Origin of the sequence: Streptomyces sp. NPDC058880 (assembly GCF_042742535.1) — a bacterium.
In the GTDB taxonomy this organism is placed as follows: Bacteria; Actinomycetota; Actinomycetes; order Streptomycetales; family Streptomycetaceae; genus Streptomyces.
In genome coordinates this window covers 1-15,180 of the sequence record NZ_JBHYMC010000071.1, presented here as the reverse complement: position 1 = coordinate 15,180, position 15,180 = coordinate 1, and the positions used below count along the sequence as shown (strand labels likewise).

At 71.8% G+C, this 15,180-nt stretch carries 18 protein-coding genes and 1 tRNA gene; 15 read left to right on the top strand and 4 right to left on the bottom strand.

From position 1 onward, the window contains the following. The first annotated feature begins 104 nt into the window (after nucleotides 1-104). Together ACFW2G_RS28560 and ACFW2G_RS28555 are read left to right on the top strand one after the other, a co-directional pair. A complete protein-coding gene (locus tag ACFW2G_RS28560) occupies nucleotides 105-1,184 on the top strand; it encodes a hypothetical protein (RefSeq protein ID WP_384445728.1) in 1,080 nt (359 codons plus the stop codon). Then, the gene (locus ACFW2G_RS28555; RefSeq protein WP_384445730.1) at nucleotides 1,181-2,434 is read left to right on the top strand and encodes a hypothetical protein; all 1,254 of its coding nucleotides are present in this window, start codon (nucleotides 1,181-1,183) and stop codon (nucleotides 2,432-2,434) included. Before ACFW2G_RS28560 ends, ACFW2G_RS28555 begins: the two co-directional genes overlap by 4 nt. Nucleotides 2,435-2,529: 95 nt before the next feature. Here ACFW2G_RS28555 and ACFW2G_RS28550 read toward each other — a convergent pair whose 3' ends face one another. After that, nucleotides 2,530-3,342: a VOC family protein gene (locus ACFW2G_RS28550; RefSeq protein WP_384580943.1), complete on the bottom strand. Its 813-nt coding sequence runs from the start codon at nucleotides 3,340-3,342 to the stop codon at nucleotides 2,530-2,532. A gap of 103 nt (nucleotides 3,343-3,445) precedes the next feature. Here ACFW2G_RS28550 and ACFW2G_RS28545 point away from each other — a divergent pair, with 103 nt between their 5' ends. After that, nucleotides 3,446-4,057: an HhH-GPD-type base excision DNA repair protein gene (locus tag ACFW2G_RS28545; protein ID WP_384445734.1), complete on the top strand. Its 612-nt coding sequence runs from the start codon at nucleotides 3,446-3,448 to the stop codon at nucleotides 4,055-4,057. A 139-nt stretch (nucleotides 4,058-4,196) separates the two neighbouring features. Beyond that, complete coding sequence (locus tag ACFW2G_RS28540) at nucleotides 4,197-4,670, top strand: cupin domain-containing protein (RefSeq protein ID WP_037920132.1); 474 nt, start codon at nucleotides 4,197-4,199, stop codon at nucleotides 4,668-4,670. On the opposite strand, the gene opcA is transcribed toward ACFW2G_RS28540, so the two are convergent. Together opcA and ACFW2G_RS28530 are read right to left on the bottom strand one after the other, a co-directional pair. Next, complete coding sequence (gene opcA / locus ACFW2G_RS28535; protein WP_037920134.1) at nucleotides 4,619-5,551, bottom strand: glucose-6-phosphate dehydrogenase assembly protein OpcA; 933 nt, start codon at nucleotides 5,549-5,551, stop codon at nucleotides 4,619-4,621. The two genes, ACFW2G_RS28540 and opcA, sit on opposite strands and share 52 nt — an antisense overlap. 20 nt (nucleotides 5,552-5,571) lie before the next feature. Then, on the bottom strand, nucleotides 5,572-7,185 hold the full coding sequence (locus ACFW2G_RS28530) for a helicase HerA-like domain-containing protein (protein ID WP_384445737.1): 1,614 nt from the start codon (nucleotides 7,183-7,185) through the stop codon (nucleotides 5,572-5,574). Nucleotides 7,186-7,273: 88 nt separating this feature from the next. On the opposite strand from ACFW2G_RS28530, the gene ACFW2G_RS28525 reads away from it, so the two are divergent. Both ACFW2G_RS28525 and ACFW2G_RS28520 read left to right on the top strand, forming a co-directional pair. Continuing rightward, entirely contained in the window at nucleotides 7,274-7,570 is a 297-nt protein-coding gene (locus ACFW2G_RS28525; protein WP_008740979.1) for a type II toxin-antitoxin system VapB family antitoxin, read from the top strand. A 92-nt stretch (nucleotides 7,571-7,662) separates the two neighbouring features. Continuing rightward, nucleotides 7,663-8,340 (top strand): LytR C-terminal domain-containing protein, encoded by a 678-nt coding sequence (locus ACFW2G_RS28520; protein WP_078556246.1) that lies wholly within the window; start codon nucleotides 7,663-7,665, stop codon nucleotides 8,338-8,340. A gap of 55 nt (nucleotides 8,341-8,395) precedes the next feature. Here ACFW2G_RS28520 and upp read toward each other — a convergent pair whose 3' ends face one another. After that, entirely contained in the window at nucleotides 8,396-9,031 is a 636-nt protein-coding gene (gene upp, locus ACFW2G_RS28515; protein ID WP_030647077.1) for a uracil phosphoribosyltransferase, read from the bottom strand. Between the two features lie 163 nt (nucleotides 9,032-9,194). Here upp and ACFW2G_RS28510 point away from each other — a divergent pair, with 163 nt between their 5' ends. The 9 genes from ACFW2G_RS28510 to ACFW2G_RS28470 all read left to right on the top strand — a co-directional run bounded on the left by ACFW2G_RS28510 (nucleotide 9,195) and on the right by ACFW2G_RS28470 (nucleotide 15,124). Then, the gene (locus ACFW2G_RS28510) at nucleotides 9,195-10,133 is read left to right on the top strand and encodes a universal stress protein (RefSeq protein WP_384580945.1); all 939 of its coding nucleotides are present in this window, start codon (nucleotides 9,195-9,197) and stop codon (nucleotides 10,131-10,133) included. Nucleotides 10,134-10,217: 84 nt separating this feature from the next. After that, nucleotides 10,218-10,397, top strand: a complete 180-nt coding sequence (locus tag ACFW2G_RS28505; RefSeq protein WP_030647083.1) for a hypothetical protein — start codon at nucleotides 10,218-10,220, stop codon at nucleotides 10,395-10,397. 294 nt (nucleotides 10,398-10,691) lie between these two features. Further along, nucleotides 10,692-11,240, top strand: coding sequence for a hypothetical protein (locus ACFW2G_RS28500; protein WP_037920141.1), 549 nt, complete (start codon nucleotides 10,692-10,694; stop codon nucleotides 11,238-11,240). A gap of 59 nt (nucleotides 11,241-11,299) precedes the next feature. Next, the gene (gene tadA / locus ACFW2G_RS28495; protein ID WP_052030466.1) at nucleotides 11,300-11,728 is read left to right on the top strand and encodes a tRNA adenosine(34) deaminase TadA; all 429 of its coding nucleotides are present in this window, start codon (nucleotides 11,300-11,302) and stop codon (nucleotides 11,726-11,728) included. A 113-nt stretch (nucleotides 11,729-11,841) separates the two neighbouring features. Further along, nucleotides 11,842-11,926: transfer RNA gene (locus tag ACFW2G_RS28490), tRNA-Ser, on the top strand. 168 nt (nucleotides 11,927-12,094) lie between these two features. After that, nucleotides 12,095-12,424, top strand: coding sequence for a hypothetical protein (locus ACFW2G_RS28485; RefSeq protein WP_037920143.1), 330 nt, complete (start codon nucleotides 12,095-12,097; stop codon nucleotides 12,422-12,424). 368 nt (nucleotides 12,425-12,792) lie between these two features. Beyond that, complete coding sequence (locus tag ACFW2G_RS28480; protein ID WP_172671302.1) at nucleotides 12,793-12,954, top strand: hypothetical protein; 162 nt, start codon at nucleotides 12,793-12,795, stop codon at nucleotides 12,952-12,954. Between the two features lie 227 nt (nucleotides 12,955-13,181). Beyond that, on the top strand, nucleotides 13,182-14,051 hold the full coding sequence (locus ACFW2G_RS28475; protein WP_370466498.1) for an RNA polymerase sigma factor SigF: 870 nt from the start codon (nucleotides 13,182-13,184) through the stop codon (nucleotides 14,049-14,051). Between the two features lie 230 nt (nucleotides 14,052-14,281). Next, the gene (locus tag ACFW2G_RS28470) at nucleotides 14,282-15,124 is read left to right on the top strand and encodes an RNA polymerase sigma factor SigF (protein ID WP_037920144.1); all 843 of its coding nucleotides are present in this window, start codon (nucleotides 14,282-14,284) and stop codon (nucleotides 15,122-15,124) included. Nucleotides 15,125-15,180 lie beyond the last annotated feature (56 nt).

Genomic DNA, 15,180 nt, shown 5'->3' with positions numbered 1-15,180 from the left:
GCCGCCGAACCGCTGCCGGCCGGGGGCCCTCAACTGCTCTGCCGCGCCGGAAATTACCATCAGTGCGTTTGTTCTGATCCACGCGGTTCACACGGGGGAATGACATGGGTATCGGTATCGGTATCGGACGGCGAAGGGCCGCCGGCATCGCGGCAGGCGCGGCGGTGCTCGTCGCGGGTGCCTGCCTCTACGGTGCCAGTGCAACCGGCAGTTGGCCCTTCCGGGCGAGCTACTGCTGGGGAGCATGGCAGGAGGACAGCGGTCCGGACTTCCTCGGCGAGAAGGCGCTGGGGAAGTCCGAATCCGAGCGGCGGGCCGAGGAGTCGGCTCCGCCCTCGGCCACCGCACCGAACGCCACCTGCACGGTCACCATCTCCTCGTCCGTCGCCGACGACGACTCGGACGACCCGCTGAACTTCGACGAGCGCGTCACCCTGGCATACGGGCCCCTCCCTGCCGCGGCCGAGGAACGCCGGGCGTGGATGGCCCACTTCTTCGACGGTTCCGCCTCGCCGCTGCCCGACGGTCTGAGCGGGCTGGTCGCCGGCGACCGGGCCATGCTCGTGCTTCCCGAAGCCTGCGACGTGTCCGGCAGGCCGTCCGTGGTCACGCTGCGCAGCGAGGGCTGGGGCGACGGCCATCTCGGCAAGAAGGCCATGCCCTTCGCCATCGGCAGCCGCATGGATGTGGCACGGATGCTGCTGGACGCGGCCGACACCACCATGGCGAAGGCGGGGTGCAAGCCCGACAAACCGCTGCGCTCGACGTCGCCCATGGCGGTCACCGCCGAGGAGGAGGACGGGGCCTCGACTCCTCTGTGCCGGATTCCCGGGGTGACCTTCGAATTCGGGAAGGAGTCCACCTACCGCCAGCGGATCGGTGTGGTCGCCGCACACCTCCACACGTGCTCGGTGGTGTCGCGCGTGCGCGGCGTACCCGAAGAGCCGGCCGCCCAGTTCGTGATGGCGTCCGAGCCGCGGATGGCGACCCTCTTCGACGGGCTTCCGGAGGGCGCCGGCCACGGCCTCGTACGAGCCACCTGTGACGGACGGCCGACGGTGTTCTACGGGAACATCGGCCCCGGGCTGGCCGGCCGGGCCGTCCCCGGCGGCGAGCAGGTGTTCGCGAACTTCGTCAAGTCCGTCAGCGGGCGCATCGGATGCACGGCAGGAGAGAACGCGTGAGCGCGAACGTGAACGGACTCGGATCGGACGAGAACACCGCGGCCGGCGACGAGGGAACGGCGACGCCGACAGCGGCGACGCCGACAGCGGCACCGTCGGCGGTGGCGGCCTTCGTCGGAGGCCCGGACCGGATCCCCGCCCCGGAGCCCGCCCCGCCCTCGGCGGTGCGCCGGCTGCTGCGGAGCCGTACGGTACGCGCGACGGCGGCCGGCGTCCTCGCCGGTGCCCTGCTCGGTGCCGGCACGGTGGCCTGGCAGACCGGTACCCTCCCGCTGCTCGGCCCCGCACCGTGCTGGGACTCGCTGAGCGACTCGACGATGTCCGCACTCTTCGGTGACCGCCGGACCGAGGTCGAGGAGCAGAAACTGCAACCCGACTCGCGCGGCCGCGGCCTGGTCCACGGCCAGTGCCGCATCACCAGTTACAAGGGCGATCAGGTCAAAAGGCAGCTGACCGTACGGGTGCACAAGCTGGACGGACTGACCGGAAGCGACGCTCGGCAGTGGCCCGAGGAGTTCCTCGCGGCCGGCATGGTGTCCCTGGGCGAGGGCCTGCCCGGAATGACTTCCTCCTCCCGCGCCTGGCTGGCGATCCCCCAGTCGTGCACCGGCAGGCCGTCCGCGTTCGAGGGGCCGGTCGTGGTCGATGTCGGCATGGGCTCGGCCGGCCTGGAGATCTCGCCCGAAGACGAGCGGGAGGACCGCGCCGCGCTGGCCCACGCCGTGGTGGACGCGGCCAACGGAGTCATCCGCGATTTCGGCTGCTCCGGGGCCTACCGGTCGCCCGACCTGCCGAAGGAGGTCGTCACCTGGCAGGACACCGGGCCGGACGCCTTCTGCGGCATCAAGGGACTCACCCTCCCGGCGGAGTACCGCGAGAGCCTGGCACGCACCCGGATCAGCGGAGCGGGCACCCCCGCCCGGATCTGCGAGTCGGCCCCCGACTACCCCAGGGCCGTGCTGCGGCTGACCACCGTCACGGACCCGGCGCTGGCGGACGTCTTCTCCCAGGACGTCCTCAAGGGAGGGACGTCCTTCAAGGGCTCCAACGGGCACGGATCGCTCAACGTGACCCGGGCCGTGTACCGGGCCCGCTGCCAGAGCGGATACGTGATCTTCATGATGGAGCAGAAGGACACGATGGGTAAGGCCGGCTTCGCCCCCCTGCGCACCCTGATGCCCGCCTACGTCGAGGCGGAGTCCGAACGCATCGGCTGCGGCCCCGAGAAGGTGACGCTGCCGCAGCCCTGACGGGTGTGCGGGGGCAGCCGATCGGCAGGGCTGCCCCCGGGGTCCGTCCGGCAGGGCTGCCCCCGTGTTCCGTCCGGCGGGGCCGGTGCCCGGGATCAGCCGAAGGTCGGCATCTCCCCGACCGTCGTCGACATGTCGATCACAGCGAAGGCGGCGCCCTGCGGGTCGGAGACCGCCGCGAACCGGCCGAAGGGGCTGTCCATCGGCCCGAAGTGCAGCTTCCCGCCGTGCTTCTGCGTCTTCGACACCGCCTCGTCGCAGTCCGGGACCCCGAAGTAGACCTGGATGTACGGCGGCACCTCCGGGGGGAAGTCGTCGCCCATCTTCATCCGGCCCAGCACCGGCCGTCCCGGGTCGCCGACGTTGAAGACCTTGAAGTCCATGTCGGCCGTCTCCGGGTCGTCGCCGGGGTCCATCTGCTGGGCGCTGTACGGGAAGACCTTCGTCAGGAAGGCGTCCGGCTTGTCCGGCTCCCTGGTGAAGACCTCCGCCCAGGCGTAGGAACCCGCCTCGCCCGCCTTCTCGAAGCCCCGGTGGTCGCCGGGCTGCCAGACGCCGAAGACGGCGCCGCTCGGCTCCTTCGCGATCAGCATCGTGCCGAAGGGGCCGACCTGCATCGGCCCCATCAGGACCTCGCCGCCGTTCTCCGTCACCTTCCCGGCCGTGGCCGCCGCGTCGGGGGAGGCGAAATACAGACACCACTGCGAGGAGGCGTCCACCCCGGGCATCGGCGGTACGACGGCCGCGACGGCCTTGCCGTCCGAGTAGGCCTGCGTGTAGTTGCCGTACTCGCTGCTGGACTCGCCGAAGGTCCAGCCGAGCACGTCGGCGTAGAAGGTCTTGGCACCCTCCACGTCCCTGAACATCGCGTCCACCCAGCACGGCGCGCCTTCGGGGAACTCAAGCATGATCGATCGACTCCTCGACTCGTTCCTCGCTGTCGTCGTACTCACGCTAGGCGCGTGGTGTGCCGACCGCGCGGGGAGCGCGCCCGCGCGGGACGCTGGAGCCATGGACAAGGACATCACCATCCGGCTGGCACAGCAGCCCGACGCCGACGCGCTGCTCGGCCGGAGCCCGCTCGCCGCACTCGTCGGAATGCTGCTGGACCAGCAGGTGCCGATGGAGTGGGCGTTCTCCGGGCCCTGGACGATCGCCCAGCGGCTCGGCTCCGACGACCTGGACGCGCACGCGATCGCCGCCTACGACCCGGAGGCCTTCGCCGCCCTGCTCTCGGAGAAGCCCGCCGTGCACCGGTACCCGGGGTCGATGGCCACGCGGATCCAGCAGCTGTGCGCGTACCTGGTGGAGCACTACGGCGGAGACGCCGAGGCCGTTTGGGCCGACGCGGCGACGGGGCAGGAGCTGCTGGGGAGGCTCAAGGCGCTGCCGGGCTTCGGGGAGCAGAAGGCGCAGATCTTCCTCGCCTTGCTGGGCAAGCGGTTCGGGGTGCGGCCGACGGGATGGCGGGAGGCGGCGGGTGGCTACGGCCGGGCGAACGTCTACCGTTCGGCAGCCGACATCACCGGGCCCGAGTCCCTGGCCAAGGTGCGGGCGCACAAACAGGAGATGAAGGCCGCCGCCAAGGCCGCGAAGACCGCCAAGACCGAGGGCGGCTCCTGACCCGTCCCGGCCGCCGTGACCGCTCCGGCCCCGGTCAGGGTCGGCCGGGCCCGGGGCGGGGGACCGGCCCGGATTGACCGGCCGCAGGGGGTCCCGATTGGCCCCTGCTGCCGGTCGGTCGGGTCCGTAGCGTGGAGGCATGACACAGATCGCGACCCGCGCCGCCACCGCCGAGGCCGTCCAGGACGCCCCCGGCAGCCTCATCACGCTGCTGACCGACACCGCCGAGCTCACCTGCAACACCGCCGCCTTCGAGGAGGGCGCGGCGGGCGCCCCGGTGCACTTCCACACCAGGGCCACCGAGTTCTTCCACGTCACCGCGGGGCGCCTCGACGTCCTCGTCGGCGACGAGGTCCAGACCCTGGGCGCCGGCGACTTCATCGCGATTCCGCCGGGGGTGAAGCACGCCTTCGCCCCCGCCCCCGGCCACACGGCGAGCGTCTTCGTCGGCTTCACCCCCGGCATGGGCCGCTTCGACTACTACCGGCTCCTCGGCCGGGTCCACGCGGGCGAGGCCACCGTGCAGGACATCAAGGACAGCTCGGCGGCCTACGACAACCACTATGCCGAGAGCCCCGCCTGGAGCGGCCGCCGCCGCAGCGCGGAGCCGTAGACCACGTCCGCGTCGAGGCGGCGCAGTTCCTCCGCGATCAGTTCGGCGCCGCTGCGGATCTTCAGGGCCACCCTGCGGTCGGGGCTCCCCGGCAGGATCAGGGTGGCGAGCGCACCAGCGGGCCGGTCCACCCGGATGTCCCCGCCCGTGGTGTGCAGCACCACCCCGGTGATGACGGGGCCGTCCGTGGCGATCCGGTCCACCGGCACGCCGAGCCGGTCCTCCAACCAGCGCGCCAGCAGCTCGGCGCTCGCGTTGTCGGGTTCGCTCTCCACCGCCGCCCCGGTCACCGGCAGCGGAGTCTGGTCCAGGGCCGCGGCCAGCAGCGCCCGCCACGGCGTGAGCCGGGTCCAGGCCAGGTCGGTGTCGCCCGGCTGGTAGCCGGCGGCCCGCTCGTCGAGCACGCCCACCGGGTCGAAGGCGGCGGCCGCGTCCGTGATCCGGCGCTGCGCGAGCGCGCCCAACGGGTCGCGCGCCAGGTCGGCGGGGGCATCGGCCGGCCACCAGGCCACCACCGGCGCGTCCGGCACCAGCAGCGGCAGCACGACCGATCCGGCCTGCTCGGTCAGCGCCCCGTGCAGGCGCAGCACCACGAGCTCCCCGGCCCCGGCGTCCGACCCGACCCGGAGTTCGGCGTCCACCCGACTCGCGCGGAGCTTGTGCGGGCCGCGCGAGACCCGCTTGATGACCGCGATGATGCGGCACGGGTGCTCGTGCGAGGCCTCGGAGGCCGCACGTACGGCGTCGTAGGCGTTCTCCTCGTCAGTGACGACGACGAGCGTCAGCACCAGCCCCATGGTGGGGCTGCCTATCGCCCGTCGTGCTGCGAGCAGGGCCCGATTGACCTTGCTGGACGTGGTGTCGGTGAGTTCGGTCCGCATGCCCCGAGTCTGTCACCGCGTCATCGACGCCTGCGCGCCGTACCGAAGACGGAGCGCGAGATCTCCCGACCCAGCTGGGTTCCGATCGACCGGGCGAGCGACCGGAACAGCCCGCTGCCCAGGACCTGCTCGGCCGGGGAGCGGTCCGCCTTCGGAGCGCCCCGGCCGGCCGCCCTCGCGGCCTCCTTCCGCGCCGCCTCGGACTCCTTCTCGGCCGCGGCGGCCGCGGCGGCCGCCTCCGCCCGGGCCTCCGCGGCGGCCTGTTCGGCGCTGATCCTCTCGTACGCCGACTCGCGGTCGACCGGCTGGGCGTAGCGCGACCAGAGCGGCGAGGCCTTCGCGGCCTGCTCCAGGTCGGCCGCCGCGATCGGTGCCATCAGGGACTGCGGGGCGCGCAGCCGGGTCGCCGCGACCGGGGTGGGGGCGCCGTTCTCGCCGAGCACGGTGACCACGGCCTCGCCGGTGCCCAGCCCGGTGAGCAGCTTCTCCAGGTCGTAGGCGGAGTACGGGAAGGTCTTCGCGGCCGCCTTCAGCGCCTTGGCGTCGTCGGGGGTGAAGGCGCGCAGGGCGTGCTGCACGCGGTTGCCGAGCTGGGCGAGCACGTCGGCCGGCACGTCCTTGGGGGTCTGCGTCACGAAGAAGACGCCGACGCCCTTGGAGCGGATCAGCCGGACGGTCTGGGTGACCGACTCCAGGAATGCCTTCGAGGCCCCGCCGAAGAGCAGATGGGCCTCGTCGAAGAAGAAGACGAGCTTGGGCTTGTCCAGGTCGCCGACCTCCGGCAGGTCGGCGTACAGGTCGGCGAGCAGCCACATCAGGAAGGTGGAGAAGAGCTGCGGCCGGTCCTGGACCGCGGGGAGTTCCAGTACGGAGACCACCCCGCGGCCGTCGGCGGCCGTGCGCAGGAACTCGCCCGTGTCGAACGCGGGCTCGCCGAAGAACTCCGCGGCCCCCTGCGCCTCGAAGGCGGTCAGCGCCCGCAGGATCACCCCGGCAGTCGCCGTGGACAGTCCGCCGATGCCCTTGAGCTCCGCCTTTCCCCGGTCGGACACGAGGAAGGCGACGACCGCGCGCAGGTCCTTGAGGTCGATCAGCTCCAAGCCCTTGGTGTCGGCGTAGTGGAAGATCAGGCCGAGGGATTGCTCCTGGGTCTGGTTGAGCCGGAGCACCTTCGCCAACAGCACCGGGCCGAAGGCGGTGACGGTCGACCTGACCGGGATGCCGGGGCCGATCCCGCCCAGCGAGTAGAACTCGCCCGGGTAGCCGGTGGGCTCCCAGCTCTGGGCCACGTCCCGGGCCCGCTCGTCGATCCGCTCGCCGCGCGTACCGGGTGCGGTGATCCCCGAGACGTCGCCCTTGACGTCGGCGAGGAAGACGGGGACCCCGTGCGCCGACAGCTGCTCGGCGACGAGCTGGAGCGTCTTGGTCTTGCCGGTGCCGGTGGCGCCGGCGACCAGCCCGTGCCGGTTGAGCATCGACAGGGGAATGCGGATCCGGTGGTCGGGCAGGCACGCGCCGTCCCAGAGGAGGGCGCCCAGATCGAGCGCGGGTCCGGTGAAGGCGTACCCGGCGGCGATCTGTCCGGCCGGGTCCGTCGGGTCCGCGGCGGTGGTGGCGTCGATGCTCTCACCCATGGATCACTCCCGAAATAGCACTCTTCGTCACTTTTGCACCGCCCTTGCGAGGCTGCGCCCGCAGGCACGGGCCCGGTAGGCTTTCCGTGTGATCTTCAAGCGCATCGGAAGCGGGCGGCCGTACCCCGACCACGGCAGGGAAACCACCCGGCAGTGGGCGGACGTCGCGCCGCGCCCGGTCCGGCTCGACCAGCTCGTGACGACCAAGGGCCAGCTGGACCTCGAAACGCTGCTCGCCGAGGACTCCACCTTCTACGGCGACCTGTTCGCCCATGTCGTGAAGTGGCAGGGCGACCTCTATCTGGAGGACGGGCTGCACCGCGCCGTGCGCGCGGCTCTGCAGCAGCGTCAGGTGCTGCACGCCCGCGTCCTGGAGATGGACTGACGCTTCGCGCGGATTGCGCCTTTCGGGTCGCCATTGACCTATCAGCAGATCATTTAGTAGGCATCACCACCAGGTCGCACTACGCTGCGCCCATGAGCATGCTCACTCCCCCCGGCATGGGCGGAAAGTACCGCGTCACGGGGACCGCCTACCCCCGCATGAGCCGTAAGCGGAGCCGACGCCGGATCGTCCTCGCCGTGCTCGGCTCGGCCCTCGCGCTTGCCCTGGTCGGCTACGGGGCACTGCAGCTCATCGGCGTGTTCCGCGGCGACGGGCCCAAGCGGAACACGGCTGCCGGTGCCAAGGACTGCCCGACGAAATCGCCCGAGGCAGCGGCCAAGGGCGGCGCCCCGGCGGCCGCCGCCACGGCGTCCGCACCCGCAGGTCCGGCGGTGGTACTCCCCCAGCCCGGCACGATCACGGTCAACGTCTTCAACGCGACCCAGCGGGCGGGTCTGGCCAAGGCCGTCGGTGACGAACTGGCCAAACGCGGCTTCCTCGTCGGCACCGTCGGCAACGCCCCGGCCGACTTCGACAAGAAGGTCCCCGGGACCGGGATACTGCTGGGCTCCCCGACGACCGACAAGGCCGTCTTCGCCGTGCTCGGCACCCAGCTCCCCGGCACCACCCAGCAGACCGACACCCGTGAGACCGCGGACGTCGACCTGATCCTGGGCGACGCCTTCCAACAGCTCAGCACGAAGGAGGACGCGGACAAGGCGCTGGCCCTCCTGGCCAACCCCGCGCCCGCGCCCGCCAAGAACTGCTGAGCCGCCGGGCACACGGTCCGGCGACCCCGATGGGGCGGCCGGACCGCCCGGGCGGCTACTCCGCCGAGCCGTACATCCGGTCACCGGCGTCGCCCAGGCCCGGCACGATGTAGCCGTGCTCGTTGAGCCGCTCGTCCACCGCGGCCGTCACGACCGTCACCGGCGTGCCCGCCAGGTCGCGCTCCATGACCTCGACGCCCTCGGGCGCGGCCAGCAGCACCACGGCCGTGACGTCGTCGGCGCCACGCTTGATCAGTTCCTGGATCGCCGCGACGAGCGTGCCGCCGGTGGCGAGCATCGGGTCCACGACGTAGACCTGGCGACCGGAGAGGTCCTCCGGCATGCGGGTCGCGTATGTGGAGGCCTCCAGCGTCTCCTCGTTGCGGACCATGCCCATGAAGCCCACCTCGGCGGTCGGCAGCAGCCGCACCATGCCGTCCAGCATGCCCAGGCCCGCCCGCAGGATCGGGACGATCAGCGGCCGGGGGGCCGAGAGCTTCACGCCCGTGGTCGGGGCGACCGGCGTCTCGATGTCGGCCTGCTCGGTGCGCACGTCACGGGTGGCCTCGTAGGCGAGCAGGGTCACCAGCTCATCGGCCAGCCGCCGAAAGGTGGCGGAATCGGTGCGCTTGTCGCGCAGGGTGGTGAGTTTGTGCGCCACCAAGGGGTGATCGACGACCTGCAAACGCACAACATCCTCCAAAACTCAGCCTGCGACCAGCAAAAACGGCCGCACGACGCGACCTGCACCCAAAAGGCTACGCGCTGACGCGGCCCCTTCGCGTCGGAAGCGGCGGCCACGCCCGCAGCGGCCTGCGGATGCGACCCGCCCGGACGCCCAGCACGCTGGACGGGTGAGCAACGCACCGGTGATCGCAGCCGTCGACGGGTCCGAGCACAGCCTCAAGGCCCTCCAGTGGGCGCGGGGCGCCGCCCTGCGGCACGGTACCGGGCTTCTCGTCGCCCACGTACTGCCCGATCACGCCCAGTTGTACGCGGGCCGCCGGGCGTCCCTGCACGACGCCTCCGAACCGCAGGAGTACCCCGACCCGGTGCACGACTGGGTCAGGAGCCTGCTCGGCGAGGGCGCCGCGCTGCCGGACGGGGTCCGGTACGAGTCCCTGGAGGGCTCCGTCCCCGAGGCGCTGCGGGTGATCGGTGCGGGCGCCCTGATGCTCGTGATGGGCTCGCGGGGCCGCGGCGGGTTCGCCAGCCTGCTGCTCGGGTCGAGCAGCAGGGCGGTGGCCTCGACCGCCCCGTGCCCCGTGGTGGTGGTCCCGCACGCCGAGCGCGATGCCGGGGCCGCCTCCGAGGCGTCCGCCGGACGCGTGGTGCTCGGGCTGCACGCCGCCGAGACCCCCGACGACGTACTGTCCTTCGCCTTCGCGGAGGCGGCCGTGCGGGGGACCACCGTCCAGGTGGTCTCCGCCTACGCCGTCCCGCCCGCGCCGGCCCTGGTGATCGACCGGCCCTTCGAGGTGGTCCCGCCGGAGGGACTCGCCGACGGTGGGGACGGCGTACCGGCCGAACGGGAGATGCTCCGCTCGCAGGCGCAGCGGTTGGAGCCGCTGCGCGCGCGCTTCCCGGACGTCCCCGTCGAGCAGGCCGCCGTCCCCGGGGACCCGGCGGGCCGGCTCGTCGACGCCTCCCGGTCGGCGGCCCTGGTGGTGGTCGGCCGCCACCACCCCAGGCGCACCGCCATGTCCCTGCAGATCGGCTCGGTGGCCCATGCCGTACTCCACCATGCGCACGGCCCGGTCGCGATCGTCCCGACGCTCAGGGACGAGGCCTGACCTGCACAGGGGTGGCATCAAACCCCCGGTCCGGGGGAAGGTGGGTGCAGGGGGAAACGACCGACCAGCCCAGGGTGGTGGCCGATGCCCGACACGCAGCCGAGCGACGACACTCCGGAGACCGCGGCGCAGCGCCGAGCGCGCCGCGCGCAGTTCCTGCGCGACCTGATGGAGGCCCGCGCCCTGCGCGATCGCGTACAGCCCCGCCGCGCCCGTGCGGCCCGTATGCGCCAGCAGATGCGCATGCGCACTTTCCGCTGGTGATCCCGGCCGGATCACCCGGGTGGGCCGGGCCCGACACGGGCGACCCGCCCGGCGACCGGCGCCGCCTGCGCCACCCCGGCACGCCCCGGCACAGGGGCCCCGCACACGGCCCGGCGGGGCGCGGCGCGGAACGGCGCGGCACGACGCAAGCGCGGAAGACCTCTCGCAACGCCGCCGTTTCTGCCACGATGCCGATTGGGCGGGGCAGGGCGGCGAGCAGCACGGCCGTTCCGCTCCAACCTCCGGCCGGGGGGACCTCCAACCGGCACGCCTAAGACCAGTGGGAGAGTCACGGTGTATTTCGCCGCACTGCTCGCGCGCACCGAAGACGGGTGGGAAGCGAGCGACATGGAACTCGACGACGTCGAGTCCCTCAGTGATCTGATCGATCTCGCCCGTTCCGCCGCTGTCGACGACGACACGGTGGTCGCCCTCATCGAGGAGGAGGACGCCTGGTTCGGCGTCGTCCGCGTGGACGGCGAGGAGGACCCGCGGTACTTCGTGTCGAACGCCGCCGCGGCCGCCCGCAGCTCCTACGGCTCGATGCTGACCAAAGAGCTGCTGGGCAGCGACGAGGAGGACGACGAACTCGACGAACTGGACCTGGACGGCACCGAGGACGGCGAGGAGGAATCCATCGCCGGGTTCACGGACGAGGACACCGGCGAGGACGGGGAGCGAGGGGCCGGTTCCGAGCCGGCACCGGCCGGTCCGCTCGGCGACCCCCGGCTGCTGGACGACCTCGGGGTGACCAACAAGCAGCTGATGACACTGGACGGGGACGCCCTCTCCGAGATCGCCGAGTCCCTCGGCGCCACCGAGGTCCTGGAGGCCGTCCGCTAGTGCTCGGCACCGACACCACCGATCCCGTCGATCCCGTACGGGACCCGTGGCGGACCTCCATGCGCCTGGCGCTCCAGGAGGCCGCCCGGGCGGTGCCGGCCGGCGACGTGCCGGTCGGCGCCGTCGTGCTGGGCCCGGGCGGGGAGATCCTCGCCACCGGACACAACGAACGCGAGGCGAGCGGCGACCCCACGGCGCACGCCGAGGTCCTGGCGCTGCGCCGGGCCGCCGCCCGGCTCGGGGAATGGCGGCTTCCCGGGTGCACCCTCGTGGTCACCCTGGAGCCGTGCGTGATGTGCGCGGGCGCGCTCGTTCAGGCACGCGTCGCCCGGGTCGTCTACGGCGCGGACGACGAGAAGGCCGGAGCCGCCGGCTCGCTGTGGGACCTCGTCCGCGACCGCAGGCTCAACCACCGGCCGGAGGTGGTGCGCGGTGTGCTGGGCGACGAGTGCGCGCGGCAGCTGACGGACTTCTTCCGCGACCTGTGAAGCCTCGCCCCACCGGCCCCTGACAGCCTCCTGACGGCCTCCGAAACGCCCCCGGGACACCGCCGGGCCCACCGATTTCGGCGGATGGGGTTCCTTAGGCTAGGATCCATCTCGGTAGTGTGTCCGAGTGGCCGAAGGAGCTCGCCTCGAAAGCGAGTATGGGGCAACCCATCGGGGGTTCAAATCCCTCCACTACCGCTTCGACCGAGAGCCCCGCCCCGCAAGGGTCGGGGCTCTCGGCGTACTTCCAGGCCGTCGGTGTATTTCCGGGCCGCTCGGGGGGCGCACGCACCGGGCCGACCGGAATACGTACGGGGAGGGACACAGGCGGGGGCGCCCCCGATCGGCCCTCCGGAGGACAGCGGCGTGACCGCCCGCCCCCTCGGCCGTTGTCACGGCATGACCAAGACCCAGCGCATCCTCGCCGCCTTCGCCCTCGCGGGGGCCGCCGCGGGCCTCGCCGCACCCGCCGCGTCCGCGGACACGGCCCCGATCTCCCCCCTCTCCCTTCCGGACGTGCCGATCCCCTCGCCCGGGATGCCCGCGGGGGCCCAGCCCGCCTCCGTGCAGGAGGTGGTCGGAAAGGTCGGCGACGGCGCGAACGGGCTCAACGCGCTGGCGGACCTGCCCAACCAACTGGCACCGGTGATCGCCCCGGTGCAGCCCCTCACCGACCTGGCCGGCGCCATCCAGTAGCCCGCGGCCGCGCGGGCGGACACGAAGAAGGCCCCGACCGGGGTCGGGGCCTTCGACGCGTTCGGACGGGGGAAGTGGCGTCATGGGGACAAGCCGCTTCCCCCGACGAGGACGGGCCCGCCGGCCCGGGCCGCAGTCAGGGGGGAAGCCCGCGGCCCGGACCCCGCAGTGGGGCCCTGTCCCTCACCCCCCGGTTTCCTGCCAGAACCGGTGGGCTCACCTCAATCCTGCGGCCGCCACGACCGCCGACCGACCGGCGAAAGACCCGGAAAACCGGGTCATTGGTCCTTAAAGGACAGGTGAGTGCCCAAACCTGACCGGTTAGACTCACCCGACTCGCAAGGACCGGTTGGGGAGGCCGCCCGCACGTGGACACCAGGAAGCTCATCACGGGTGCCCTCACCGTGTTCGCCCTCTTCGTGATCATCACCCAACCGAAGCGAGCCGCCGAGATCGTCGGAATAGGCTTCCAGGGGATATCGGATGCCGCCTCGGGCATCGGCGAGTTCATAACCGAACTGGTGCGCTGACCCGTACGCCGAAGCGGTTCCCGGACTTCCGGCCCCCCACTCGACGGGTGGGGGGCTTTCACGTACCCACCACCAGGCATAATGCCCCGATATGCCCAACTTGCCCTCAACACGGCGATATACGGTGCTTGCACACAGTGCACATCTCTTGTGATGCTATGACCGCTTTTGACGGATGAATTGACTGAAGGGGTGGCGTGACCGTGCCGGCCAGTACTGCGCCTCAAGTGCCGCCCCAGCAGGACCCCCAGGTACCACCCCAGCAGGAACCCCGCACCGGGACCCGTCAGGCGCAGCCGCCCGAGGAGCTCCCTGCGGCCCCGAGACCCGCGAGCCGGGGCGCGGACACCCGGGCCCTCACCCAGGTCCTGTTCGGCCAGCTGAAGGACCTCCAGCCGGGCAGCAGCGAGCACGCCCGGGTCCGCGGGGCCCTGATCGAGGCGAACCTCCCGCTGGTCCGGTACGCGGCCGCCCGCTTCCGCAGCCGCAACGAGCCGATGGAGGACGTGGTCCAGGTCGGGACCATCGGGCTGATCAACGCCATCGACCGCTTCGACCCGGACCGCGGAGTGCAGTTCCCGACCTTCGCGATGCCGACGGTCGTGGGCGAGATCAAACGCTACTTCCGCGACAACGTCCGCACCGTCCACGTGCCGCGCCGCCTCCACGAGCTGTGGGTGCAGGTCAACGCCGCCACCGAGGACCTCACCACCCTCCACGGCCGAACCCCGACCACGGCCGAGATCGCCGAACGGCTGCGCATCACCGAGGACGAGGTGCTGTCCTGCATCGAGGCCGGGCGCAGCTACCACGCGACCTCGCTGGAGGCCGCCCAGGAGGGCGACGGCATGCCCGGGCTGCTGGACCGGCTCGGCTACGAGGACCCGGAGCTGGCCGGGGTCGAGCACCGCGACCTCGTCCGCCACCTCCTCGTACAACTGCCCGAACGCGAGCAGCGGATCCTGCTCCTGCGGTACTACAACAATCTGACGCAGTCACAGATCAGTGCGGAGCTCGGCGTCTCCCAGATGCACGTCTCACGGCTGCTCGCCCGGAGCTTCGCCCGACTGCGATCCGCAAACAGGATCGAAGCGTAATCAGAACGGGTGTACAGCAATCACCTGTTTCCCGACAGAACGGGCTGATCACGTTCTGCCCCCTTCTGTCGTCGGAGCTATATGTCGACATGGCGCTACAGCGTGTTGCCGACATGTGACATTCTGCGTGAACCGCGTTTGCCGCGGCCCCGCCTCCGGTATTCAGGTGGAAGCTGCGTTCCTCCGACGGGCGCGCCGCACGCGACCGTCCGCGACCTCAAGGGGGTGGCATGTCCGTAGACCAGGGCAGCTCCAAGGTGCTCACGCTCGTAAAGCCCGTGGCTCCGCCGGCAGTGTCCGAACGCTCGGAAGCCATCGACACCCGCACCCTCTCCCGCTCGCTCTTCCAGCGACTCGCCACCCTGGACGCGGACAGCCCGGAACGGGCGTACGTACGCGACACCCTGATCGAGCTGAACCTGCCCCTCGTGCGGTACGCCGCCGCCCGCTTCCGCAGCCGCAACGAGCCGATGGAGGACATCGTCCAGGTCGGCACCATCGGGCTGATCAAGGCCATCGACCGGTTCGACTGCGAACGCGGCGTGGAATTCCCGACGTTCGCCATGCCGACCGTCGTGGGCGAGATCAAACGATTCTTTAGGGACACCTCCTGGTCCGTGCGCGTCCCGCGCCGGCTCCAGGAACTGCGCCTGGCACTGACCAAGGCCAGCGACGAGCTCGCACAGAAGCTGGACCGCTCGCCCACCGTGCCGGAACTCGCCGCCGTGCTCGGGGTCAGCGAGGAGGACGTCGTCGACGGCCTCGCCGTCGGAAACGCCTACACGGCCTCCTCGCTCGACTCGCCCTCCCCGGAGGACGAAGGTGGCGAAGGCTCGCTCGCGGACCGCCTCGGCTACGAGGACACCGCGCTGGAGGGGGTCGAGTATCGCGAGTCCCTGAAGCCGCTGCTCGCCAAACTCCCGCCCCGGGAACGGCAGATCATCATGCTGCGCTTCTTCGCGAACATGACGCAGTCGCAGATCGGCGAGGAGGTCGGCATCTCCCAGATGCACGTCTCCCGGCTGCTGACGCGCACGCTCGCGCAGCTGCGCGTGGGCCTCATCGGGGACTGAGCCCGCGGAGGCAACGGGGTCCGCGGGCCCGCGGACCCCGTTTCCACCGTCGGGAC